Raw genomic sequence first — 22,590 nt, 5'->3', positions numbered from 1 at the left:
GAGCCTCACCTGCCCGACTGGCCGAGGGTGCGCAGCAACGGGATCGTGTCCGGCCCGACCTGCCCGATCCCGCGCAGCATGCCGCCGGAACCGTCCACCACGCTGGTGGCCGACGCGGTGTTGTAGACGAACGCCTGCAGGTCGGGCAGGTAGGGCACGAGAGCCGCCGTCACGGGATTGAGCTGGCTGGTGATCTGTTTCAAGTCCGGCAGGGCCGCGTTGACGTCGCCGACGAGCGGCCGCAGATCCGCAACCACCGGGCCCGCTTGGTCGACGACAGGCGTGGCCTTGTCCGCCACCGAGCCGATCTTGTCCGCGGTACCGCTCAGTTTGTCCAGCGCACCGGGCAGCGAAGAGCTGGCGTTCCGGAGATCGTCCAGTGTGGGGTCCAGCTGGGTGGTCAGCTGCGAGACCGCGTCGGTCGCTTGCTTGAGCTGGGTGGTCAGGTCCGGGAGCTGCTGCAGCGAGTCGTTGAGCGGGCTGCTCTGGTTGCTCAGCGTGTCCAGGGTTCGTTGCAGGTTCGCCGCGAGCTCGGTCAGCCGCGAGTCGTTCCCGCCAACACTCTGCGACACCACGGAAATCGCGTGCACGAGCTGCGCCAGCGTCTCCCGACGGGTGTTGAGCGCGGTGACCACCGGCTGCAGCGACCGCATCACCTGGTCCGTCGCGGTCAGCCCGGACGGAAGCGTTTGCGGCGCGTCCGCGAGCGCGGTGTCCGCCTCGTTCACCAGTGCACCCAGTGCTTGCCTCGTGTTGTCGTCGAGGTGCTGGGTGACCTGGTCGATGGTGACCGGGCTGCGGGTGTTGCCGACTGGGAGAGTCTGGCCGTCCGTCACCTGCTTTCCCGGCGGGCCACCGGGGTTGATCTCGACGTACATCTCGTTGAGCGGGCTCTTCGGCCGCAGCACGAGGGTCGCGTTGTCGTATACCCGGTACTTGCTGTCGATGCCCAGCTCGAGGTCCGCCGTGCCGTCCTGGCTCACCGAAGCGGACTGGATCGCGCCCACCGTGACCCCGGCGATGCGCACCTCCTGTCCCTGGCCCGCCGCCACTCCTTGCGCGTCGGCGAACTCGGCGTGGAACGTGAAGCGGTCGCTCCAGGGCCAGTTCGTGAGACCCGACCCCTGGTGGGAAAGGATGTAGCCACCCGAAACCGCTGCCAGGAGGAGCAGTACCACCAGCAGGGACACATTGCGTCCCAGCTTCGGTTCAGTGCGGAGCCGTTGCCAGGAACGGCGCGCGCGGCGCGTCAGTGCGCTCATCTCAGCGACTCCCCTTTTGTCCGATGCCGGTCAGGTTCCCGAACAACTGCTCGAGGCTGATCGGCAAGCCGCCCACGGTGCCCGGGCTGAGGCCGATCCCGTAGCCGATCGTGGCGCCGTTGGCATCGGTCACCTGGGCCAGCCGGTCCATTCCGGTGACCAGGTAGGCGAGTTCCTTGTAGAACGGATCGTCGGTGCCACTGCCCTCGTAGTGGCCGGTGCCGTGATACGGCGAGAGCACGGTGGACTTGATCGGTCCGTTGAGCCGGTCCAGAACCGGCCCCTGCACGTCCTGCAGGACGGCGGTCGCTTGCTGAGCCGTAGGTGTCAGCTCGTCGACGAGCGGGCGCGCGTCGACGAGCAGGTTGTTGGTCTTGTTCACCAGTGGCCGCAGCTTCGCCAGCACCGGATTGAGGTGCTGCAGGGCGGTGTCGAGTTCAGTCGCGACCGGGCGTGCCGGGCCCGCGGTGTCCCCGAGCTTGTGCAGCGAAGTGTCTAGTTTGGACAGTCCGGTGGTCGTCGAATCGAGTGTCGCGGGCAGGTTCGCTATCGCCTGGCTGAGATCGTGGGAGCGGTCGCCGAGCACGTCGCTCGTCTTGTCCAGACCGTTCACAATGGAGTCGAGCTGCCCCTGTTGCGAGGTCAGTGCCGCGGCCGTCTGCTCCAGCCCGCTGACCAGGTTCGGCAGATCGCTGTCGGGTTCGGTGCCCTGCAAGGCTTGCAGCACGGGTCCCGCGGGCCGCAGTGCGCCGGGTGCGTCCGCGGCCAGGTCCTGCAACGCCGTGCGGCCATCGCCGGACAGCACGCCGTCGAGGTCGCGCAGGTCACCCTGCAACGAAGTGAGAGTGTCGGGTTGCAGCGTCCGGCTGATCTTGTCCATCTCCACGGGAACCGACGTGCGCTCCTTGGGGATGTCGCCGGTGAACGGGCCGGGCGGCCCGCCGGGAACGAGATCGAGGAAGTAGTTGCCCCCGAGCAAAGTCGTCGGGCGCACCTGCCCCGAAGGCTGGGTCCGCAGTTTTCCCGGCACATCGGTGTCCACCTCGACGGTGACGAGCGCACCGCCGGGCTCCGGCTGGACATCGGTCACCTGCCCGACTTCGACGCCGGCGACCTTGACCCGGCTGGCGTACGGCGACATGCCGTAGTTCTCGGCGAGGTGCACTTTGATCGTGGAGGTCGGCGTGAGCGCGACGGTGATCCGGTCCTTCCAGAAGATCAGCACCGCGACGACGGCGGTGACCGCGATCAGCAGGATCCCCAGCCGCAGCGGCGTGACGGATGTGGCCTTCACTTGGCGCCTCCGAGCAGTGCCGAATTCCGTTCGTTGGCCGCCTGGCCGGGAGCCGCGTAAGGGTCGCGCTGGGTCAGCGGCGCCTTCAGACCCGGTACCAGACCCGTCACCATCTCCGGGCTGGGCAGGACCATGAATCGCGCCCAGTGCCCCGCGTCATCCCCGTCGCTGAGTGCACGGGAAATGTAAGTGAAGAAATCACTGATCTCCGGTGCGTACGGCGCCATCACCGCCAGCGGGTCGGCCGCCGTCGTGACGGCGCCGGTGACGCGCGGCGCGAGCGGGCGCGCATCGGTGAGCACCTTGGTGAGCCCTTCTTCGGCCGGCTGAGCCTGGTCTGCGATGGCCGGCACCTTGGCGAGCGGCGGCACCGCTTCCCGGAGTACACCACGGACATCCGGCGTTGCCTGGCCGAGCGCCTGCGCCCCGTCGCGCAGGTTCGTCATTGCCGATCGTGTGTCGGCCAGTGGCTGCTTCAAGGCGTCGAGCGCACCCCGGACGTCCTGCAAGGTGGCCGGAGCATGGTCGATGCTCTCGCCGAGCGGCGCGCCGCCGTCCACGCCGACCGCGCCGAGCGTCGTGTTCAGGTTTCGCACCAGGGCAGCGATCTGGTCCTGCTGCCCGCTGAAGCGACCGGCAAAAGAATCCAGCGCGGTGAGCATCTGCGTCGTGTCGGCTCCCCCGTCCGCCGACAGTGCCCGCGACACCGCAGCCAGGTCGGGTAACTCCTGCGGCAGGTTTTTGAGCGCGTCACTGAGGTTTCCGCCCTGACCTGCCATCCCGTTACCGGTCTCGCGCAGCGTGGAACCGAGCGCGTCGCGGGTCGGCTGGTCGAGCACGGTCAGCAGGTCGGTGATGTCCTGCGCGCCGGTCGTTTTCGACGAGGGGATCACTTGGTCGGGCGGGATGACCCCGGCATCGGGAGTGCCGGGTTCCAGGTTGACGAACTTCAGCCCCAGCGCCGAACGGGCACCCACCGACGCGGTGTTCGCGGTGGCGTTGCGGTACACGTTGTCCACTCCGGACAGTTCCAGTTCCGCGATGGCTTTCCCACCGGACAACGTTATCTTGCCGACCTGGCCCACGCGCACGCCGGCGATCCGCACCTCGTCCCCGGCTCGCAACGAACCGACGTCGTCGAATGCGGCCTGCACAGTGGTTTCCGTGCTGCCCGGCAGACCGTGCTGCGCGTTGACCGCGAACAGCACCGCGCCGACGAACAACACCACGACAAGACCGCCGATCACCACTGAACGCTTTTTCGCCTTCATTTCCCGCCTCCCAGGAGGAACTGCAGGGCACCGGACTCCTGGGTCTGGTCGAGGCCGGTGGCGCTGTCACCAGGCGCCGCCTGTGGGGCGAGCAATCCGGTAGGCGCGCCTCCTTGTGCGCCCAGCAGGTTGGAGATGATGCCGTCCACGCCTCCCGGAGCGGATTGCTGTGGCGCGGCACCGGCGACGGGTGGGGGCGGCTGGTTCAGCGGCGGGACACTCACGTCCGGGCCGAGGAGATGCCCGGCCGCGATGCTGGCGTCGAACGTCACGTGGCCGCGGAAGTAGTGCGAGATTCCGTCATAGCCGTTGGTTGTCAGCGCCCAGTACCGCAGGAAGTTCAGCACGTTCTGGAAGTTGCCCGCCACCGCGGTCACGATGGGCTGCGCGTCGGCAGCCACGCTGCGCAAGGCCGGTCCGGCGGCGCGCAGCGCGTCGGTCACGGGGCGAGCCTGATCCAGCAGGTCCTTCGCCTTGTCCAGCACCGGCTCCGCGGCGGACAGCGCGGGATCCGCACTCGCCGTGAACTGGGTGATCTCCTGGCTGATGGCGGTCAGGTTGTCCGTGGCCGGGCGCAGCGAGGCGAGCGTCGGGGTCGTCTGCTGCGCGGTGCCCGTCAGGGAACCCAAGACTTGGCGGGCGTCGGTCAGCGTCTGCGGCAGCCCGGCGAGCGTGCTCTCCAGGTTCTGCTGCCGGTCGGCCGCGGTACGGGCGAGCGTGGCGGCGTTGTCGACGAGGGAGTCCATGCTCTGCCCGTTGTCGGCGGCCAGCGCCGTCACCACCGGCTGCAACCTGTCCACGACGTTGTTGAGCAGTCCGTTCTGCTGGCCGAGGATCCGCACCAGGCCGTTGGTGTCGTTCAACGCCGGACCGAGAGCCTTGATCAGCGCGGCGGCGTTCTGGCCGTTGCCGTCGAGCCCGTCGCCGAGTGCGCCGACCAGTTCGGCCAGCGCGTCACCGGTCGGCTGGTCGATGGTGTCGAGAACCTGGTCGAGGTCGGTGCTCTGCGAGGTCTGGCTGATCGGCAGCCGTGCCCCTGGCATGAGCGCGGGTGCCGAATCGGTGCCGCGGTCGAGGTCCAGGTAGCGCTCGCCGAGCAGGCTGACAGCCCGTACGCGTGCTGTCGCGTCCCGGTGCAGCGGCAGCGCGGAGTTGTCGAGCTTCATCGCGACGAGCGCCTTGCCATCCTCGAGCGTGATCGACGAAATAGTGCCGACCTTGACCCCGTGCACCTTGATGTCGCTTCCGGTCAGCAACGGACTGGCGTTGGCGAACTCCGCCACCACGACGGCTCCGGAGTCGTCGCCTTCGGAAAGCACACTCATCCAGCCGGAGGTCGCGAGCACCACGGCCGTGAGTACCGCGATCAGCCGGCCGGCGGGCCACCTGCCGGGCGGCCGCCGGTGTTTCCGGGTCATTTCACCCCACCGCCCGTCGCATCGGTCCACGGCTGGTTGACCAGCGCACCCGGCGCCGGCTGAGTACTGGTGCTGAACCCGGGCGGGGTGATCCCCGGGTTGATGTTCACGCTGGACAGCCCGACTTGCGCGAGCACGCGGGCGTAATGCCCGTCCCCGCCGTAGTTCGACATCGCGGAACTCCAGTTCGTGAGAAAACCGATCAGCTCCGGGGTGTACGGCCGGAGGAAGTCGACGGCAGGCACCAGGTCGCTGACGAGTGACGTCGCGCCCGGCACGACGGCATGGGCCTCGTCGAGCAGGCCCGGCGTGTATTGCAGCAACGTCTGTGCCGACGCGAGCGTCGGGCGCAACTGGGCCACCAGTGGGCGCAGGTCTTGCAGGACCGGCTTCAGATTCCCGGCGACAGCGGGGAGCTGGTCGGTCGCGGGTTTGAGATCGTCGAGCAACGGAACTGTCTTGTCGACCGCCCCGGGCACGTCACCAAGGGTGTCGGTGGCGGTCTGCAACGCACCGGGAAGCTTCTGCAGCGACTGGTCCAGCGCTTGCCGCTGCTGCACGACGTTCCCACTCAGCGCGGAAAGCCGGTCGACGATGTCACGCACCTGACCGTCCCGGCCGGACAACGTCGAAACCATCTGCTCGACCTGCGTCACGAGAGCCGAGATCGCCGGTCCATCGGTGCCAAGCGCCTGCAGCACTTGACCGAGCGCCTGCAGCGCCGGCCCCGCACTCTGCACTGTCGCGTTGAGGTCCTGCTCGTGACCGTTGAGAGTCTGCTGCAGGTTGTTGATGAGCGAAGTCAGCCGCTGCCGCGTCGGCGGGTCCAGTGCCGCCAGCACCTGGTCGAGCTCCATCGGCTGCGGCATGTTCCCCTTCAGCATCCCGCCGCTGGGCACTTGGACGTTCGCGGACGGGCCATCGGTAATGGCCAGATGCCGCTCGCCCACGAGAGAATTCCACCGGACGGTCGCCACCGCGCCGTCATGCAGCGGAGCGTAGGACGAATCCAGCTCCATGGTGATCTTCGCCTGCCCGCCGACCGGCTCGATGTCACTGACCTTGCCCGCGGAGAAGCCCTTGATCTCCACCGTGCCGCCCGGCACGAGATTCGTGGCGGACGGGAGCATGACACTCACCTGGTAGTCGGGCGCCGAGACGGCGGCCACTCCGGTCACGACCGCTGCGGTCACCGCGATCGCGGAGATGACGACGACTGTTCGCATGGGTTCAGTCCATTCCGAGCGGACCGGCGGACTCGCCGGCCAGGAACTGCCGGACGAAGGGGTCGTCGCTGGCGAAGGCTTCTTCCGCCCCGCTGTAGTGGACGACCTCACCACGCCAGATGACCCCGACGTAGTCGGAAACCTTGCGAGCGCTGCGAATATCGTGGGTGACGACGAGGTACGCGCCACCGTGTTCCCGGTGCACGTCCAGGATCAGGTCACACAGCAGGCTCGTACGCACCGGATCCAGACCCGAGTCCGGCTCGTCGAACAACACGATCTTCGGGTTGAGCACGAGCGCCCTGGCGAAACCGGCGCGCTTGCGCATCCCACCGGAGATCTCGTTGGGGCGTTTACCCAAGGACGCCTCGAGACCGACCTCCCTGGCGCGTGACAGCACGATGTGTTCGATCTCGTCTTCGCTCTTAGGGGTGTGCTTGCGCAGCGGAAACGCGATGTTGTCGTAGAGGTTCATCGAGCCGAACAGGGCGCCGTCCTGGAACAGGACCCCGAAGTTCTTGCGGATCTCGTAACGCTCGTTCTCACTGATCTGCCAGATGTTCCTGCCGAACACGATGACCTCGCCGGCATCCGGTTCGAGCAACCCGACCAGGTGCTTGATCAGCACACTCTTGCCGGTACCGGACGGGCCGAGGACTGTCGTGATGGCATTGTCCTCGAAAGTGAGACTCAGGTCCTTCATCACCTGGAAGGACCCGAAGGACTTCTTGAGGTTCCGCACCAGCATGGGCGGCTGCCCATTGCTCTCCGCCAGACCTCGGACGGCTGGGATCGGTTGTGTCGTCACGACTTTTCCTCCAGGGACTCAGTTGGCGATCGGCGCGTTGAGGTTCGTGCCCCAGAGCAGTTCCGTGGCCAGGAACGCGATCACGTGGACCAGCACCATGTTGAGCATCATCGATCTGGCCGTGTTCCGGCCGACCCCGACCGGGCCACCACCGGCGGTGTAGCCGTAGTAGCACCCGACGAAGATGATCGCGGTGGCCATGAGCATGACCTTGATCAAGGCGAACAACAGGTCGAGCGGGTTCTGGAACAGCCAGAAGATGAACGAGTAACCGCCGGGTGAAACACCACCCAGGAGCTGCACCGTCACCAGGTATCCGCCGATGAAGGAAATCCCGAGCCCCACGATGAACAGGAACGGGATCGCGATCCAGGCGGCGACGATCCGGGTGCCGACCAGGTAGCTGCGGGACTTGACACCCATGACTTCGAGCGCGTCGATCTCGTCCGAGATCCGCATCGACCCGATCTCCGCGACGAGCCCGCAGCCGACTTTGGCCGCGAAGATGTACCCATACATATAGGGTGACATCTCGCGCAACAGACACCACGCGTTGAAGACGCCGGAGTACAGCGGAGCGCCGATCTGGTCGAGTACGTATTTGCCTTCCAGCCCGCACTCGTAGCCGATGACGAACTCCATCAGCCAGATGATCAGGCCGCTGGACAGAATCAGGATTCCGGTCTGCTGCAGGATTTCCGGAACGAAATGCCGGAGATCGCCGAACGAACGGATCGTGCGCCCGGAGAATTTCACAATCTCGCCGCCAGTGGTGACCGAGGTGCGCACCTTCTCCGTGACCCGCGTCAGCGAGACCTCGACGTCCTGGTCTTCGGTCGGCCGTTTGGGGGGCAGTACGGTCGTCATTTCCGCCCTCTCACTTGAATGCCTGCATCGCGGGGTTGAGCCCCAGCAGGATCGCGGTGAACACCGCGTTGAAAATCCAGGTCGCCGCGAACGCGATCACCACCGCCTGGTTGACCGCGCGCCCGACGCCGACGGGCCCGCCGCTCGCGGTGAATCCCTTGTAGCTGCAGACAACCCCGATGATGAGCCCGAACAACGCGGTTTTCGCGACGGTCGCCCAGATGTCGATCGTCGTCGAGTTCGCGAAGAACAGCTGGAAGAACGACGCCGCGTCGGCTCCGTGGATCGGAACCGCGCCGATGTAGCCACCGATGACCCCGCACGCCAGCGAAACCATGTCCATCAAGGCGGTGACGATGATCATCGCGATCACCCGGGGAACCACGAGCGTCCGCAACGCGTCGACGCCCAGCACCTCCATCGCGTCGATCTCCTCGCGCGTCCGGCGGGCGCCGAGGTCTGCCGTCATCGCGGTCCCGACGACCCCGGCAACGATCATCGCGTCGATCCACGGACCGAACTCACGCACGCTGCCGACCACCATCAGCGAACCCAGACGCTCGGGAACCCCGAGTAATGCCAACAGGTTTCCCGCCTGGATACCCACCACTCCGAGGCCGAATGCCGTGCTGGAGATCAGCAGCGGAAACCAGCACAACCGCAACGCGTCGAACAGCTGGTTGCGCACCTCGCCCCAGTAACCGAACGGGTGGCGGATCGCCGACCAGAGCACCTTCCCGCCGAACCCGACGATGTCACCGGCGTCGCTGAGCGGAATCGCCGCGGCGTCACGCCAGCGGCGGACGAATCCACCAGCTCCTGCAGTGGGGATGCTCACCGTTGCGCCTCCCGGTTGGTTGCCGTGTCACGGGTACAACGGGTGGCGACCGGTGGTCAGTACGGTTGCGCGCTGGATCACCCTTGAACGGGGTGGGAGCCGACCCCCATTTGGGGGTCCGTCTACTTCAGACGGTCGCGCCGGTAACCGGCGAGGAAACCGGAACCGGCACCGACGAGTACCGCCGCGAGGAAGGTCAGTCCCATCTGCCCGACGTCATGCGACCCGCCGAGCAGGACGAGCGGAAGGACCAGCAAATAGGCGGACAGCGCGGCAACCATGCCGTGCAACCACGGTCTCGGCGCGGTACCGACCCTCGCGGCGGCGACCACGAACGCCACGAGGGCGACCACTGGCAGCCAGACAGTGCCGGCCACGGGAACCAGCGCGCCCAACGGCGCGGCCAGCCCACCGAGCACGAGAACGGTGAACCCCGTCGAAGCGCCCCTGACGACGCCTGGGGCATCCACTTCGTCCGCCCAACGCATCGGATCCCACTGCATTGGCCCGGCCTCCCTTCACACCTGCCGCAGCAGTCCCTGTTGGACAGCCTTGGCCACGGTCTCGGCGCGCGTACCCGTCCCGAGCTTTCGCATGGCCTTCGTGAGGTGATCCTTGATCGTGTAGTGACTCAGGTGCATCCGCTGACCGATCTCGCGGTTCGTCAGCCCTTCGGCCACCAAGCGCAAAACCGTCACCTCGGTCCCGCCCAGCAGATCGGACGGTTCGAAAACTGCTGCGGCGACACGAGCGTCGACGACCAGGTTTCCTTCGGCGACCTCACGCAACTGCCGCCCGAGATCGCTGGAAAGCGTGGTCTTCAACAGAAAACCGGTCGCGCCCGAACGGATGGCCGCGGCAGCCGCCACGCGGTCGTCATAACTGGTGAGTACCGCGACTCGCGTCTTCGGCGAGAGCCGCCGGATTTCGCCGACCACACGAATCCCCGAGTCACCACCCAGCCTCAAGTCGACGACAGCGAAATCGACCGGATGCTCCGAGAGATACCCCAGAGCCTCCGGCGCCGCCACGAACGAACCGACGACCCGCAGCCCTTCGCGAGCGAGCGCACGGGAAAGCCCTTCCAAAACGAGTTGATGGTCGTCGATCAGGACGGCCGTGAGCTCAGCCGGCATCGCTGCTCACCACCCTCACCGGGACGGAGATACTGAGATTGACGCCGCTGAGCCGCCCTGCCGACGACAACCACAGGCGCCCGCCAAGCCGGTCAGCCTCCGCCGCGAGGCTCGCCAGTCCCAGCGTGAGCCCGGCCGACTTCACGATCATGTGCCGGACCACGGTCGCGTCCCCGAGGCCGTCGTCTTCCACCATGACCGTCCACCATGACGTGCCTCTCCGCATGATGACCAGCACCTCGGTCGCGTCGGCGTGCTTGACCACGTTGGCGAGCCCTTCGCGGACCGAACGCACGATCAGGTCCGCGCAGTCCGGGTCCGGCTCGGGCCCGGTCCCCTCGAGCCGGATGTCGATCGTCAGGTCACTCCGGTGCAAGGCCCTCTCGACACACGACCGAATCCGCTCGACGACGGTGTCACCACGGCGATCCAGGTTTCCCTCGAACATGCCCGTGAGCACGCCACGCAACTGCAGGGAACTCTTGTGCAGATTGGACGCGATCCGGGCGAGCTGGTCGCCCACCCCGGGAGGAAGCCCGCCCGCACGAGTCAGGTCCTCGACCTCCATGCTCGCGGCGAACAGGTCCTGTGCCACGCCGTCGTGCAGCTCGGCCGCTGCTGAGCGCAGCACCTTCGACGGGTCCTGCGACATGGCGTCGGCAGCTGGGAATTCCATAGTGGTCACGGCTACGGCCCTTCCCGACCGGACTCAGAAGAAGCGGCGCATCAGCTTGAGCTTCCTGTCCGTGTACGGCGGGTACATCAGCGACGGATCCGGCCGGGACGGCTTGGACAGCACCGCCTTTCGATGGCTCAGCGCCTCGAATCCCCATCGCCCGTGGTAGGCACCGATGCCGCTGTCACCGACTCCACCGAAAGGCAACTGCGGGGCGAGGCAATGCATGGCTATGTGGTTGACGACCGCGCCACCCGAAGTGGTGTTTCCGAGAACCTTGTCGCGCTCGGCACTATTCTTTGTGAACAAATACACCGCGAGCGGCTTGGGCCGTCCATTGACGAAGGAAATCGCGTCGTCCAGAGAGTCCACTGTGAGCACTGGGAGGATCGGGCCGAAGATCTCCGACTCCATCACCGGCGAGTCCGGGCTCGGGTCCACGACCACCGTCGGCGCGATACCCATTGTGTCCACGTCGGTTCCCCCACCGAGGACGACGTCTCCGTCCGAGTGCTCGAGGACAGCGGCCAGGCGATCGAACTGGCGGCGGTTGACGATGCGCATCGACGGCGCCTGCCCGGTACGGAAAGTGCCCATGGTCCGCACAATGGCATCGACCAGTTTGTCCCGGACACTCCTGTCGACGAGAACGTAGTCGGGCGCGATGCAGGTCTGACCGGCATTCATCAGCTTCACCCAGGCGATCCGCCGCGCGGCCACCTCGATGTCCGCATTGCCCGTCACGATCACCGGGCTCTTGCCGCCCAGTTCGAGGGTGACCGGAGTCAGGTGTGGGGCAGCGGCAGCCATGATCCGCTTGCCGACTTCGGTACCGCCGGTGAAGAAGGCGTGATCGACACCTTGCGCGAGCAGTTCCTGAGTCACCTGCGCTTCACCCTCGACGACTGTTACGGCCTCGCTGTCGAGGTACTCCGGCAGCAGCCGGGCCAGCAAACGCGATGACGCGGGAGCGTGTTCGGACGGCTTGACCACCGCGCAGTTGCCCGCGGCCACGGCGGCCACGAGCGGCCCGAGGGTGAGGTACACCGGATAGTTCCACGGGCCGATGATCAGGACGACGCCGAGCGGTTCGTACTGGTACCAGCCCCTGCCAGGCAAAGAGCTCAACGAGAGCGAGGTGCGGCGGCGTTTCATCCACTTCCGCAAGTGCTTCCGCGCGTACGTCGCTTCCGACTTGGTCGAGGCGATGTCTCCCAGCCAGGCTTCAGCCTTGGTTCGCCCGAGATCGTCGGCCAGCGCCGCGGCGATCTCGTCCTCGTGCTCGTCGAGCATGCGCTCGATGCAGGCCAACTGGCGGGTTCTCCAGGCGGGACTTTTCGTCCGCCCGGTCGCGAAGGTGGCGCGGAGCTCCGTGACCGCGTCGCCGACGGTGTCGGCGGCCGGCCTGGTTTCGCTCGATACGTCTGAGGTCACTGCAATCTCCTTCGATACGCAGCCGCGGCCGGTAGCCCTTGAGCTGACACCGTACCGCATTTTATAGTCTAAATTAAATTGAAGCGAGCTGGAAGGAAGTCCTATGTCGAGTGTGAGCGGCCTGCGCTGCGTCGTGACCGGCGCCGCGTCCGGAATCGGGCAGGCGGTGGCCGAACAGCTGACCAAGGGGGGCGCGACCGTGGTGAGCTTGGACCGCAACCACCCCACGGTGCCTGTGTCGCGGCACATCCCGATCGACCTGTCCGACCCGGCGAGCATCGACGAGGCCCTCGCGCAACTCGATTCCGGCTTCGACGCGCACATCAACGTGGCAGGCCTCCCGGGAACCGCGCCGTCCGAACTCGTCTTCAAAGTCAACTTTCTCGGCCTGCGCCACCTCACGGAGGCGATGTTCGACCGGCTGAACCCGGGCGGCGCGATCGTCAACGTCTCCTCCACCGCCGGGTTCGGCTGGGCACAACGTCTCGAGTCGATCCGGGAGCTGCTGGCGGCCGACACCTTCGAATCCGGGTTGGACTGGTTCCGCGACCATCCGCAGGAGGGCAACACGTACAACTTCTCCAAGGAATGCGTGACGGTCTACACCATGGCGATGGCGACCGGGCTGGTCGAGCAGAACGTCCGGATGAACGCGATCCTCCCCGGCCCCGTTGAAACCCCCATTCTGGCCGACTTCGAGGAGTCGATGGGCAAGGACAACCTCGACGGGGTCAAGTTCCTCCTCGGTCGCCACGCCACGCCGGACGACATCGCCGAGCCGATCCTCTTCCTGGTGTCGCCCGGCGCCCGGTGGGTCAACGGTCATGCGCTCGTGGTGGACGGCGGGATCACCGGCGCAGTGCTCTCAGGTCTGGTGCCGGCCCCGGAAATCTGAGCGGGGCATGAGAAAGAGCCCGCCTCCGGATTCGGAGGCGGGCTCTTTCCCCGTCAGCGGATGGTGCAGGGCAACGACTTCACGCCTCGAACGAAATTGCCGGTCAGGTAGGTCGGCTCACCCACCTGCAACCCTGGTACCCGGTGCAGCAGTTCACCGAACAGCGCACGGAGCTGAGTCTTTGCAAGCATGTTCCCCATGCAGAAGTGCGGCCCGCCGCCACCGAACCCCACATGTGGATTGGGGTTGCGGGTGATGTCGAAACGGTTCGGGTCGGCGAACACACTCTCGTCCCGGTTGCCCGAAGAGTAGAACATCACCACCCAGTCTCCCGCCGACAAGTGGCGGCCATGGAGCTCGACGTCCTTGGTGACGGTTCGCCGGAACGTCATGACCGGGCTGGCCCACCGGACGAACTCTTCCGTGGCAGTCTTGATCCGGCCGTCGAAGTCCTCGAGCAGCAACGCCTTCTGATCCGGGAAATCGGTGAATGCCTTGGCCGTCAGGCTGATCGTATTGCGTGTCGTGTCGTTGCCCGCGACCGACAACAGCACGAAGAAGGCGCCAATCTCCTCATCCGACAGCCGGTGACCGTCCACTTCGGCCTGCACCAGGTTGGTCATGAGGTCTTCGGCCGGGTTCGCACGCCGGAACTCGGCGAATTCCAGGCCCTTGCTCAGCAAGGTCACCAGCGATTCGTTGAGCACGGTGCCCGGCTCCCGCCCGGCGGCAACGTCCTCGTCGGCCCAGGACACCATGCCGTCGGCAGCGTGCGCGGCGGCCTCCCGGTCGGCGACGGGCAAACCCATCATCTCGTAGATCGTCCACATCGGAAGACGCTTCGAGACCTGAGAGACCAGGTCGCAGTCACCGGCGTCGAGCAACTCGTCGACAATGGTCCTGGCCTGGTTCTTGATCTGCTCCTCGATCTTGGCGACCTGCCTGGGCGTGAAGGCCGCACTGACGAGCTTCCGCAAACGAGTGTGCCGTGGCGGGTCCATACCGAGAAACGACTCAGCGGCTTCGAGGATCTCGTCCGGCACTTCCTCCTGTTGCACTCCTTCCGCGGACGTGAAGGTCTCCCAGTCCTTGCTCACGCGCAGGATGTCCTCGTGCCGGACGACGGCCCAGATCCCATCCTGCTGCGGGGGCATCAGTGATCCCTCGAGCGGCGGGTGCCAGCTGATCGGCCGTTCCCGTCGCAGAACGCGGAAGCTCTCCTCGCGCTCCTCCGCGGTGGCCGCCCAAAACGACAAGGGCGACACGGAGACCGGGTCGTACGTTTTTTGTTCGGAGACAGCGGATGTCATGGTTCCTCCGGTCGTTCAAGCAGGGGTGAGATAGCGATCCCGTAACGTGCGTTTGAGCAGCTTGCCCGTAGGTGTCCTGGGCAATTCCTCGACGAAGTCGATACTACGGGGCGCTTTGTAATGCGCGATGCGATCACGGATGTAGCCAATGAGCTCCCGCTCCAGTTCGGCTCCCGCCCCGACACCCGGCGCTACCTCGACGACTGCCTTGACCTGCTCGCCCATCTCCGGATCCGGAACACCGATGACGGCGACGTCACGCACCTTGGGATGCAGCACCAGGATGTCCTCGACCTCCTGCGGGTAGATGTTGACCCCACCGGAGATGATCATGAAAGCCTTGCGGTCGGTGAGGAACACGAAACCATCCTCGTCCACATAGCCCATATCGCCGATGGCGGTCCAATGTGGATGATCGGGATGCTGTGCGTCCTTCGTCTTCTCCGGGGCGTTGTGGTACTCGAAGGGCAACTGCTCACGTTCGAAATAGACCAGCCCCACTTCGCCTGGCGGTAGCTCACGGCCCTCGTCGTCACAGATGTGCACCGGTCCGAGTGCGCTACGCCCGACGGAACCCGGCTTGCGACGCCACTGTTCCGTGTCGATGAACGTGACACCATTGCCTTCGGTCGAGCCGTAGTACTCGTGCAGGATCGGCCCCCACCAGTCGATCATCCGCTGTTTCACCTCGACCGGGCAAGGCGCGGCGGCATGGACCGCGACCTTGAGACTCGAGGTGTCATAGCGCGCGCGGACATCGTCCGGGAGCTGCAACATCCGGACGAACATCGTCGGCACCATCTGCGTCACTGTGACGCGGTGCTGCTCGATCGCCCGCAACGCGCCCTCCGCATCGAACTTCTCCATCAGCACGACGGTCGCGCCCAGCGCGTTGAACACCGCGCACCACCGGAGCGGGGCAGCGTGGTAAATCGGCGCCGGGGAGAGATAGACATCGTCTTCGGTGAGGCCGTACATCTTCTGGAACAACGGGAGCAGTAGGTCCGGCGCTTCGTGGACCTGATGTTCCGGCAGAGGCAAGCGAATCCCCTTGGGTCGGCCAGTCGTCCCCGACGAGTACAGCATCTCCGCCCCGCGCGGCTGATCTTCCAGCCGCGCGCCGACGGCTTGCAGCACCTCTTCATACGTTTCATGCCCCGCCACCGGGCCGCCGAAGGCATACCTGCGCTTGATCTGGGGTGTCCGATCCGTGATGGCCTCGGCAATCGGAGCAAGCGTCGCGGAAACGGCCAGGGCACGCGCACCGCTGTCGTTGACGATATAAGCCACTTCGCCGGGCGACAGGTGTCGGTTGATCGCGGTGACATACAGGCCCGACCGGATCGCCGCCCAGTAGAGCTCGAAGCACTCGAGCGTGTTCTCCGACAACATCGCCAGGACGTCCCCGCGGCGCAGTCCGGCGTCATGCAGGACCCGCGCGAACTTCGCCGAGCGATCGTCGAGCTCGCGATAGGTGAGCGCACGGCCGGATTCCGCCATCACCACCGCCAGTTTGTCCGGGTTCCTTCGCGCGTGGTTTCCGGGATACATACCAGCTTTCCTTTCCAGTTCACGGCCGGTTCAGCGGCCGGCCGCCCCCGTCGTGAGAAAGTCGCCAAGCCTGCGTACCGCCCGGTTCTGCAAGGCTCGCACCGATCCTTCGCTCTTGCGCATCAACCGCGCGACCTCCGCGACCGGCCGGTGCTCGAAGAACCGCAACGTCAGGCATCGCCGTTGCTCATCGGTGAGCTGCGCCATCGACCGGTGCAATTCGATCGCGGCCTCGCGCTGACACACCCGGACTCCCGGGTCGGTGGCCTCGCCCGGCCAGTCAGCACCTTCCAGCCACGGCACTTCCCTGCGCCTCCGCGAGGATTTGAACTCGTCGATGATGATGTTGCGAGCGATCGTGCTCAGCCAGGCCGCGGGTGACGAACCGCGATAAGTCACCGAGTCGATGCGGCGCAGCGCGCGGCAGAACGTCTCCGCGGTGATCTCCTCCGCGAGAGTCCAGTTCCGGGCACGCACCAGCACGAAATCGAAAACCTCGGCGTAGTGACGCCGGTACAGGTCGGAAAACGCGTCGATGTCACCGGTACGCGTGCGGTCGACGAGATCCCAGGCTTCGACCGCACTGCCGAGACTTGTGCTCATTGCGACGATCCCTCCACAAGCAACGGTCAGACGAGCAGGTCGGTACGTCCGTCATTGCGAAGGGTCTCGATGTACACCGGGTACAGCTTCTTGCCCAGCGGAGCCAATTTCAGCAGGTTGGCGACGTTCCCGTCCACCTTGATCTTGCCGCGCGCCATCGCGAACGGCAGGTTCACCTTGCCCTGCCAATACGCGTTGCCGGTCTCGCTCTGCATCGACATCGTGGCGGACGGCTCTTTGCCGGGCGCATCCCCCAGGTGGACCTGCTGCTCCGGCATGTCGATCACGATGTGCGCATCCGGTTCGGTGAACGCGAACTTGAGCACCAGGCCGGTCTCGACCAGCTTGGGGCCGATCTCCTGGTCTTTGAACGCCGTTTCGAAGATACCGCCGATGTAGCGACGGACCTCGTCCTCATTGGCGAACGACATACTTCCTCCACGTCTCTGTGGGCCTGGACCGCACCCCGACGGGCGGCCGGATGCCATGCTAGCGATTTTTAATCGTGATTCAAAGATCTGGCCAGAACTCAGATGTCACCCGTTCGAGTGAGTGGTGGGTCAGACGAGCGCGAGCAAGGTGACCGCGGCGCCGACAACGGTCGTCCAGACGGCAAAAAGGCCGCGGAGCATACGTGATGCTTGCCGCAGTCCCATGAAGTCGAGACCGATGTAGCGGGCCTTGATGAAGGCGATGGACACCACCGCGGCTGCCGCCCAATGCGGACCGGTACCACGGATCGGATGATCAGTGCCGATCCACCAGCCACACGCGGTCGCGAGCATCAGCCCGGCCCATACCGCCAGGATCCGGCGTCGGTTGTCTCCACTCATGCGGCACCCGCCAAATAGAACAGGGAGAAGAGAACGACCCACAACAGGTCGACCAGGTGCCAGTATGTTCCGGCCCCCTCGATGAACCGCCTGCTCGTGCCGTGCCGTGCACTGACCAGCAGGACACCGCCGACCAGCACGTGTAGCAGGTGAATACCAGTGAACACGTAGTAGAAGGTGAAAAACGAGTCCGTGGCGAGCGTGTTGCCGAGCCCCGCTTCGTGCACGTACTCCGTCACCTTGAGCACCACGAAGAGCGATCCGCACAGCAGCGCGCCGGTGAACGCTCCCCGGCGGCCGCGATGGACTCCGAGCACAACCAACAGTGAGCTGGTCAGCAGGACGAGCGTGTTGACCGCTCCCAGCGGAAGAAGCAACTGATCCGCCGAAGCCGAGAAGCCGGACCTGTCTTGCCTGAATTCCCAGAGGAACACGACGAAGAACGCCGCGAACAAGGTCATGTCGCCGAAGATGAAGACCCACAGCCCGGATTCGCCCGGCGGCGGTGCTCGATCAGGGACGACTGCCGCCCGCGGCACCTGCCCGGTTTCCTCGACCAGGAATTCGGGCAGCTCCGGCGTCATGCCGCCACCGGCACAGCGGCGGACGTCTTCACCGAGCGACGCAGGACCAGCCCCATCGTGACAAGCCACACCGCATACGCCGTCAAAGCCAGCCAGAATACGAAGATGCCTTGCCAGGCAAACGGTCCACTGTAGAAGAAGTAGGCCAGGACGTCCGGCACGAACAGGAAGGCCACCCAGAAGTTCAGATAACCGACCCACCGCGGTAAAACCGGTTCCGGGTTGCGGTCCGCGAGTACCGCGATACCGATGGCGACATTCTGGATCATGAAGGGAGCGATCGGCGTGATGAACAGCAGCCAGGCCACATCATTGAGCAGCAATGTCAACTCGGGCGATCGGTCGGGCCGGAACGCGCAGACCACCATCAACAGCAACGGGATCAGCAGCAGCACGCCGGTCGCCGCACCGGTGACCAATTGCAGGAAGGTCATCAGCGGGGTACGGCCTTCCATCCGCACCATGTGCACACCGATCAGCGCCACCAGCGGGAACACCAACCCTACCGCGAGCGCCGACAGGATGAGTCCTGCCATCGTGCGCGACGGTGAATCCTCATAGAAGGCAGCGATATCCGCAGCACTCTGATGTGCCGCGGGCGGGATCGGTAGGACGCCCGCGATCAGCCAGCCGATCAACGCGAGCACGACGGTGGCGGGACCACACCACGCGCAGAGCAGCTTGACCCGTTCGTTCATCGAATACACCTCACTGAAGTCAGGTGACCACACGGCGGCAGGCGCCGCGGACACAACATCGAGCTCACCAAACCGATCCGGCACCACGGGCTGACGGCGTCATCCGATCGCGTTGATCGACTCCAGATCCACTACGTGCTGGGCGATCCGCTTGATCGCTGCGAGCGTGTAGTCACGGGGCTGAAGCTCAGGTTCGAACCTGCTGCCGCCCAGGGTGAACAGCCCGAACACCAGCGCGTGCATCGGCTGTTGGCGGTAGCCGAGCCAGGCTTCCTCGAACGATGGTGGCTCGCCGACACCGTGCTCCCCCAAGCGTTCGAGGTAGAGGTTCAGGAGGTCCTTCTCCCAGTTGCGCCGGTCCTCGGTCGCTAGACCACCGGCGAGCGCGTACGAGTAGTCCAGAGCCCAATGTCCTCGGGCGACACATTGCCAATCGTAGAGACCCATCCGGCCGTCCGCGTCGCGCAGCCAGTTCCCAAGGTGCACATCCTGGTGCAGAAGTGTCGCCGGAGCCGTGCGGTGCAGCTCCAACGAGCGCATGAAAGCGGGGTACAGCGCATTCCGGTCCGCGTACAGCTCCCGTGGCACAACTTCTCGAGCTCGTTCGAGGCCGACCAATGTTCGCTTTTCGAAGCCGACCTTGCGGTTGAGGTTCTCCTGCCACTCGCGCGCGGGCCGCAATCTCCGCAGATCGGTGTCAAAGCGCGAACTGTCCCAGAATGCGGCGTGGTACGTGGCCATCTCGGACACCATGTCCTCGGCGTCGGCCCGGGTGACCCGGTTGTGAAGTGGATCCGGAAATTTCCAGCCTTCGTGCGCGAGATCCTCCACAAGCACGAGAGAGCGGTAGGTGCGCGGATCGAAGCAGGCGTGGAACGACCGTGGACTGCGGATCGTCAACTCCGGCCGCATTCGGTTGTAGAAAAGCGTCTCCCCCTCCACGATCTCGGTGAGGCCGAGCAGCAGCCGAGACGCGAACGTCGCCGTGGATTTCGTGAACAGCCGCGTCGGCAGGCCAGCGGTTGCGCCCTTTTCGTTGTACGTCACGGCGACCGCTCGCCGCGCACTGGTTCCATTATCTCCACGTCCAAGGCCGACCTTCACAACGCGCGCGCCGGGAACGTTCCGGCACAGAACAGCGGTCAGCCATTCAGTCGTGATCGACTCGGCCGACGGAGGCACTGCCTCCGGGGTGGTCGGCCGGACCTTGGGGCCGACCTTCTCGCGGGCGACATGCCGGCCAACACGCGCCGCAAGGCCGACCGCGCGCACCTTGTCCCTCACCACCATGAACCGGGCTCCTCGACCATCACGGCGTCTCCGCACTCCCTCAGTGCGACTGCGGGCATGGCGAGGCGACCGTCCCCGGCCCCGACCTCGGAACCACCTGGCACGACCTCTTCGTCGAAGCTCCTCAGTGTGAGACGACCTGCGTGCAATTTTTAATGTAGAGTAAATTAAACTTCTGCGTGACGCAACCACGCCGTGTGCCGCGCCGGACCTCTGCCTACGACGCCGACACAGCGAGCTCCGAACGACCGGCACACGCCCTCACGAAGCTATCCGGCACTGTCACCAAAAGGCTGGCGGACTTCGACGGGCAACCTCGGTCGCGACGGCTTCGACGGTGAGTACGGTCAGATGGGTGGCTGGCTCCCTGCCCCTGGGAAACCATCCGGCCGGGCGATGCCCTCGTGCTTCATCGCCTCCTCCAGGTCCTTCTCATAGCCGGAGCACCCGCTTGCCGGCTCGCAGGTGCCTTCCCGCGTCGGCGAGGCGTTGGAGAAAGCCTCGTTCGTCGGGCGGGGCATCATCGGTACCTTTCGACTCGAAGTTTTGTACCCGGCGGCTGCGTTCGATCGCCGCGGCGCGATGTAGGAACCCTGGCTGGGCCGCGTGACGATCAGGCTGCGGGCTTGCAGCACCTGGACGGCTTGGAGGGCGGTGTGGCGGGACACGCCGTCCTCGCCCGGTATCTGGTGTTGGCCAGAGAACAGCGCTCCTGGTGGCCACGCGCCTGATTCGATCCGCACAGCCAGGTAATCAGCGAACTGCTCGTAGAGGCCCGGCGGTCACATCAGGCTGGAAGACGCTCATAAGGTCCTCGCCGGGGCACGGCTCGGCGCATCATCGACATCTCGATCCGGCCAGCGCCATCCGGCTGGTAGACCGTAGACACGACGGGGCAGTCGGTCAGTGCCCTGCGCTCGTCGCTCCTGCTCGACCCGCGTGATGACCTGCCAAACGGAAGGTGACGTGCACGTTCACGACGCCGCGCAAGCCGGCGACGTATCAACAGCAGCGCCAGCGCAACCGCGACGAGTCCAAAGTAGACGAGAGCCACCAGCCCTACCCGACTCACGGCGAACCACGCCGCTCTGTACCGCGGTCTGGCACGCACGAGGCGCTCCCGTGGGCCGCGTCACGTTGTCCCCCAGTGAGGTCGGCGTGTTGGTGCAGGAGTTCGCCGAGCCGGATCAGGAACTCGCCGAGTTCGTGTTCTCGCTCCGAACTCAGCACTCCCTGCTGTAGTTGCACAGCCGCAGTGGGCAAGTTGGCTGCGTTGACGACCAGAGCGCGCACCAAGGCGTCCATTTCGATCGTGGTGGCGGACACGGTCAAAACCCCTCTCGCAGCCTGCACGCCAGCCGAACTGGCTCGCACGGCCACGCTGCTTTACAGCTGCAGCAACAGTTATCTGTCGCCGGGCCATGGAGACAGAGCGTCAGAACGACGAGGGTGTAGAGCTGTGCCGGCTCCGGGACCCGTCGCGCCGGCCTCGCCAGCCGATCGTGGCTGCGGCGTAGCCCATCGACCGGGCCTGAGATTTTGGCGCGTTCAACGAATCGGACGGTCATGGCTGCACTCCCTTGCTACGCCAACGAAACCGATGACGCACTCAGCGCCGGGGCAACCGAACCAGTAGCGCGCACGCGCAAGAATCGCGTGTCACCAAGGTCCGGTGGGCGGGGATTCGTCCCCGACGCTGGGGCCACAGTCGACCTTGACGGGCCGTGCCCCACCCCACCAGAGCGAGAGACCGGCGAAATCCTGGCGAAAACCTTGCATCTGCATGCTTGACCTGCAGTAATGTGACCAGGACTCGATCTCTAATGATGAGGACACTCATGGCAACCAAGCGCACTGGTCTGGTACGCGCCCGGAAGGCCGCCGGGTACACGCAGGAGTCGCTCGCGTATACCTTCGGCGTCGATCCCAGTACCGTCGTGCGCTGGGAACGAGGGACGTCCGAACCCTCGCCGAACGGCCGACCGCTTGGCGGCCCTGCGGCGAGTTCCCGAGCTGTACCGCGGAGACCTTGGCGGCGGAATCACAGCCAAGTGGATCGAAGGCCCCCGCGAAGCGCTCCGACGGGAAGTCCTTGACTCGCTTAGCTTCCTGATCGCCGAGATCAGGAACGAGGCTCCCGAAGAGGCTCTCGAACTGCTGGAGAACGCGCGTCAGCTCGATCCGTACAATGAAGCGATCTACCGCGACCTCATGCGCATGCAAGCTCGCCTCGGGCACCACGCCAACATCGAGCGCACGCTGCACCTGCTGACCACATCACTGTCTGATTTGGGCCAACGTCCGGCACCCGACACCTTGCGTCTTGCCGAAGCCCTGCGGCAACGGGACAATCCACTGGAAAGTCGACAAGCCAATTGAGCTGACCTCGATCTCCTACTGAAACAATCACCGCTCCCTTTTGGACGCATGCGCCGTATAATTGTCAAGTTGCCGCACTGGCACTGACCAGCCCCTCACGCTGTGCACTACGGCAGCGGCGGCGAGGGCAGCCCGCTACTGCGCGCAGCATCCCCAGAGACGACGAGCTCATTGGCGATTGATGCAGGTCGTAAGCGCCCGCTCGAACAACCGCCCT

General features: G+C 65.5%; 22 protein-coding genes and 1 pseudogene. 3 read left to right on the top strand and 20 right to left on the bottom strand.

The genetic code is table 11. The features are described from left to right. Positions 1 to 5: 5 nt before the first annotated feature. The 12 genes from FPZ12_RS03250 to FPZ12_RS03195 all read right to left on the bottom strand — a co-directional run bounded on the left by FPZ12_RS03250 (position 6) and on the right by FPZ12_RS03195 (position 12,290). Positions 6 to 1,262 (bottom strand): MlaD family protein, encoded by a 1,257-nt coding sequence (locus tag FPZ12_RS03250; protein ID WP_243769650.1) that lies wholly within the window; start codon positions 1,260 to 1,262, stop codon positions 6 to 8. 1 nt (position 1,263) lies between these two features. After that, positions 1,264 to 2,556, bottom strand: coding sequence for an MlaD family protein (locus tag FPZ12_RS03245; RefSeq protein WP_144748679.1), 1,293 nt, complete (start codon positions 2,554 to 2,556; stop codon positions 1,264 to 1,266). Continuing rightward, a complete protein-coding gene (locus FPZ12_RS03240; protein ID WP_144748678.1) occupies positions 2,553 to 3,827 on the bottom strand; it encodes an MlaD family protein in 1,275 nt (424 codons plus the stop codon). Before FPZ12_RS03240 ends, FPZ12_RS03245 begins: the two co-directional genes overlap by 4 nt. Next, complete coding sequence (locus tag FPZ12_RS03235; RefSeq protein WP_144748677.1) at positions 3,824 to 5,245, bottom strand: MlaD family protein; 1,422 nt, start codon at positions 5,243 to 5,245, stop codon at positions 3,824 to 3,826. The genes FPZ12_RS03240 and FPZ12_RS03235 overlap by 4 nt, the downstream gene beginning before the upstream one ends. After that, on the bottom strand, positions 5,242 to 6,471 hold the full coding sequence (locus FPZ12_RS03230) for an MlaD family protein (protein WP_144748676.1): 1,230 nt from the start codon (positions 6,469 to 6,471) through the stop codon (positions 5,242 to 5,244). Before FPZ12_RS03230 ends, FPZ12_RS03235 begins: the two co-directional genes overlap by 4 nt. A gap of 4 nt (positions 6,472 to 6,475) precedes the next feature. Then, positions 6,476 to 7,219, bottom strand: a complete 744-nt coding sequence (locus tag FPZ12_RS03225) for an ABC transporter ATP-binding protein (RefSeq protein ID WP_144748703.1) — start codon at positions 7,217 to 7,219, stop codon at positions 6,476 to 6,478. 78 nt (positions 7,220 to 7,297) lie between these two features. Continuing rightward, entirely contained in the window at positions 7,298 to 8,146 is an 849-nt protein-coding gene (locus FPZ12_RS03220; protein WP_243769649.1) for an ABC transporter permease, read from the bottom strand. 10 nt (positions 8,147 to 8,156) lie between these two features. Beyond that, positions 8,157 to 8,984 (bottom strand): MlaE family ABC transporter permease, encoded by an 828-nt coding sequence (locus tag FPZ12_RS03215; RefSeq protein WP_243769648.1) that lies wholly within the window; start codon positions 8,982 to 8,984, stop codon positions 8,157 to 8,159. Positions 8,985 to 9,106: 122 nt separating this feature from the next. Next, positions 9,107 to 9,487: a hypothetical protein gene (locus FPZ12_RS03210; RefSeq protein WP_144748675.1), complete on the bottom strand. Its 381-nt coding sequence runs from the start codon at positions 9,485 to 9,487 to the stop codon at positions 9,107 to 9,109. Between the two features lie 15 nt (positions 9,488 to 9,502). Continuing rightward, on the bottom strand, positions 9,503 to 10,120 hold the full coding sequence (locus FPZ12_RS03205) for a response regulator transcription factor (RefSeq protein ID WP_144748674.1): 618 nt from the start codon (positions 10,118 to 10,120) through the stop codon (positions 9,503 to 9,505). Then, the gene (locus FPZ12_RS03200; protein ID WP_144748673.1) at positions 10,110 to 10,796 is read right to left on the bottom strand and encodes a sensor histidine kinase; all 687 of its coding nucleotides are present in this window, start codon (positions 10,794 to 10,796) and stop codon (positions 10,110 to 10,112) included. Before FPZ12_RS03200 ends, FPZ12_RS03205 begins: the two co-directional genes overlap by 11 nt. 33 nt (positions 10,797 to 10,829) lie before the next feature. Continuing rightward, entirely contained in the window at positions 10,830 to 12,290 is a 1,461-nt protein-coding gene (locus FPZ12_RS03195) for an aldehyde dehydrogenase family protein (RefSeq protein WP_144748672.1), read from the bottom strand. Positions 12,291 to 12,333: 43 nt separating this feature from the next. On the opposite strand from FPZ12_RS03195, the gene FPZ12_RS03190 reads away from it, so the two are divergent. Continuing rightward, complete coding sequence (locus FPZ12_RS03190) at positions 12,334 to 13,125, top strand: coniferyl-alcohol dehydrogenase (protein WP_144748671.1); 792 nt, start codon at positions 12,334 to 12,336, stop codon at positions 13,123 to 13,125. Positions 13,126 to 13,178: 53 nt separating this feature from the next. On the opposite strand, the gene FPZ12_RS03185 is transcribed toward FPZ12_RS03190, so the two are convergent. From FPZ12_RS03185 to FPZ12_RS03150, 8 genes are all read right to left on the bottom strand, one after another. Next, a complete protein-coding gene (locus FPZ12_RS03185) occupies positions 13,179 to 14,435 on the bottom strand; it encodes a cytochrome P450 (protein WP_144748670.1) in 1,257 nt (418 codons plus the stop codon). 15 nt (positions 14,436 to 14,450) lie between these two features. Then, the gene (locus tag FPZ12_RS03180; protein ID WP_144748669.1) at positions 14,451 to 15,986 is read right to left on the bottom strand and encodes an acyl-CoA synthetase; all 1,536 of its coding nucleotides are present in this window, start codon (positions 15,984 to 15,986) and stop codon (positions 14,451 to 14,453) included. Between the two features lie 30 nt (positions 15,987 to 16,016). Continuing rightward, entirely contained in the window at positions 16,017 to 16,589 is a 573-nt protein-coding gene (locus FPZ12_RS03175; protein WP_144748668.1) for an RNA polymerase sigma factor, read from the bottom strand. A gap of 26 nt (positions 16,590 to 16,615) precedes the next feature. Next, a complete protein-coding gene (locus tag FPZ12_RS03170) occupies positions 16,616 to 17,020 on the bottom strand; it encodes an SCP2 sterol-binding domain-containing protein (protein WP_144748667.1) in 405 nt (134 codons plus the stop codon). A gap of 129 nt (positions 17,021 to 17,149) precedes the next feature. Then, on the bottom strand, positions 17,150 to 17,422 hold the full coding sequence (locus FPZ12_RS03165) for a cytochrome C oxidase subunit IV family protein (protein ID WP_144748666.1): 273 nt from the start codon (positions 17,420 to 17,422) through the stop codon (positions 17,150 to 17,152). Next, complete coding sequence (locus FPZ12_RS03160; protein ID WP_144748665.1) at positions 17,419 to 18,006, bottom strand: cytochrome c oxidase subunit 3; 588 nt, start codon at positions 18,004 to 18,006, stop codon at positions 17,419 to 17,421. The genes FPZ12_RS03165 and FPZ12_RS03160 overlap by 4 nt, the downstream gene beginning before the upstream one ends. Beyond that, on the bottom strand, positions 18,003 to 18,704 hold the full coding sequence (locus tag FPZ12_RS03155; protein WP_144748664.1) for a hypothetical protein: 702 nt from the start codon (positions 18,702 to 18,704) through the stop codon (positions 18,003 to 18,005). The genes FPZ12_RS03160 and FPZ12_RS03155 overlap by 4 nt, the downstream gene beginning before the upstream one ends. Positions 18,705 to 18,803: 99 nt before the next feature. Continuing rightward, the gene (locus tag FPZ12_RS03150; RefSeq protein ID WP_144748663.1) at positions 18,804 to 19,994 is read right to left on the bottom strand and encodes a phosphotransferase; all 1,191 of its coding nucleotides are present in this window, start codon (positions 19,992 to 19,994) and stop codon (positions 18,804 to 18,806) included. 1,823 nt (positions 19,995 to 21,817) lie between these two features. Between FPZ12_RS03150 and FPZ12_RS46820 the strand changes: the two are divergent. Together FPZ12_RS46820 and FPZ12_RS03135 are read left to right on the top strand one after the other, a co-directional pair. Then, positions 21,818 to 21,955 (top strand): annotated as a pseudogene (locus FPZ12_RS46820) (helix-turn-helix domain-containing protein); the annotation flags it as partial. Next, a complete protein-coding gene (locus tag FPZ12_RS03135; RefSeq protein WP_341771199.1) occupies positions 21,903 to 22,373 on the top strand; it encodes a bacterial transcriptional activator domain-containing protein in 471 nt (156 codons plus the stop codon). The pseudogene FPZ12_RS46820 and the gene FPZ12_RS03135, both read left to right, overlap by 53 nt. Positions 22,374 to 22,590: the final 217 nt, after the last annotated feature.

The sequence above is a fragment of the Amycolatopsis acidicola genome (assembly GCF_007713735.2).
GTDB lineage: Bacteria > Actinomycetota > Actinomycetes > Mycobacteriales > Pseudonocardiaceae > Amycolatopsis_E > Amycolatopsis_E acidicola.
Note: the sequence above shows the minus strand (reverse complement) of the source record. Positions and strands in the feature narration are given on the sequence as shown.

Excerpts from the sequence above, each read along its gene's own strand:
- FPZ12_RS03250 (WP_243769650.1), bottom strand. The coding sequence starts at position 1,262 with ATGAGCGCACTGACGCGCCGCGCGCGCCGTTCCTGGCAACGGCTCCGC.
- FPZ12_RS03240 (WP_144748678.1), bottom strand. The coding sequence starts at position 3,827 with ATGAAGGCGAAAAAGCGTTCAGTGGTGATCGGCGGTCTTGTCGTGGTG.
- FPZ12_RS03235 (WP_144748677.1), bottom strand. The coding sequence starts at position 5,245 with ATGACCCGGAAACACCGGCGGCCGCCCGGCAGGTGGCCCGCCGGCCGG.
- FPZ12_RS03230 (WP_144748676.1), bottom strand. The coding sequence starts at position 6,471 with ATGCGAACAGTCGTCGTCATCTCCGCGATCGCGGTGACCGCAGCGGTC.
- FPZ12_RS03225 (WP_144748703.1), bottom strand. The coding sequence starts at position 7,219 with ATGCTGGTGCGGAACCTCAAGAAGTCCTTCGGGTCCTTCCAGGTGATG.
- FPZ12_RS03220 (WP_243769649.1), bottom strand. The coding sequence starts at position 8,146 with ATGACGACCGTACTGCCCCCCAAACGGCCGACCGAAGACCAGGACGTC.
- FPZ12_RS03210 (WP_144748675.1), bottom strand. The coding sequence starts at position 9,487 with ATGCAGTGGGATCCGATGCGTTGGGCGGACGAAGTGGATGCCCCAGGC.
- FPZ12_RS03205 (WP_144748674.1), bottom strand. The coding sequence starts at position 10,120 with ATGCCGGCTGAGCTCACGGCCGTCCTGATCGACGACCATCAACTCGTT.
- FPZ12_RS03200 (WP_144748673.1), bottom strand. The coding sequence starts at position 10,796 with ATGGAATTCCCAGCTGCCGACGCCATGTCGCAGGACCCGTCGAAGGTG.
- FPZ12_RS03195 (WP_144748672.1), bottom strand. The coding sequence starts at position 12,290 with ATGCGGTACGGTGTCAGCTCAAGGGCTACCGGCCGCGGCTGCGTATCG.
- FPZ12_RS03190 (WP_144748671.1), top strand. The coding sequence starts at position 12,334 with ATGTCGAGTGTGAGCGGCCTGCGCTGCGTCGTGACCGGCGCCGCGTCC.
- FPZ12_RS03185 (WP_144748670.1), bottom strand. The coding sequence starts at position 14,435 with ATGACATCCGCTGTCTCCGAACAAAAAACGTACGACCCGGTCTCCGTG.
- FPZ12_RS03180 (WP_144748669.1), bottom strand. The coding sequence starts at position 15,986 with ATGTATCCCGGAAACCACGCGCGAAGGAACCCGGACAAACTGGCGGTG.
- FPZ12_RS03175 (WP_144748668.1), bottom strand. The coding sequence starts at position 16,589 with ATGAGCACAAGTCTCGGCAGTGCGGTCGAAGCCTGGGATCTCGTCGAC.
- FPZ12_RS03170 (WP_144748667.1), bottom strand. The coding sequence starts at position 17,020 with ATGTCGTTCGCCAATGAGGACGAGGTCCGTCGCTACATCGGCGGTATC.
- FPZ12_RS03165 (WP_144748666.1), bottom strand. The coding sequence starts at position 17,422 with ATGAGTGGAGACAACCGACGCCGGATCCTGGCGGTATGGGCCGGGCTG.
- FPZ12_RS03160 (WP_144748665.1), bottom strand. The coding sequence starts at position 18,006 with ATGACGCCGGAGCTGCCCGAATTCCTGGTCGAGGAAACCGGGCAGGTG.
- FPZ12_RS03155 (WP_144748664.1), bottom strand. The coding sequence starts at position 18,704 with ATGAACGAACGGGTCAAGCTGCTCTGCGCGTGGTGTGGTCCCGCCACC.
- FPZ12_RS03150 (WP_144748663.1), bottom strand. The coding sequence starts at position 19,994 with ATGGTGGTGAGGGACAAGGTGCGCGCGGTCGGCCTTGCGGCGCGTGTT.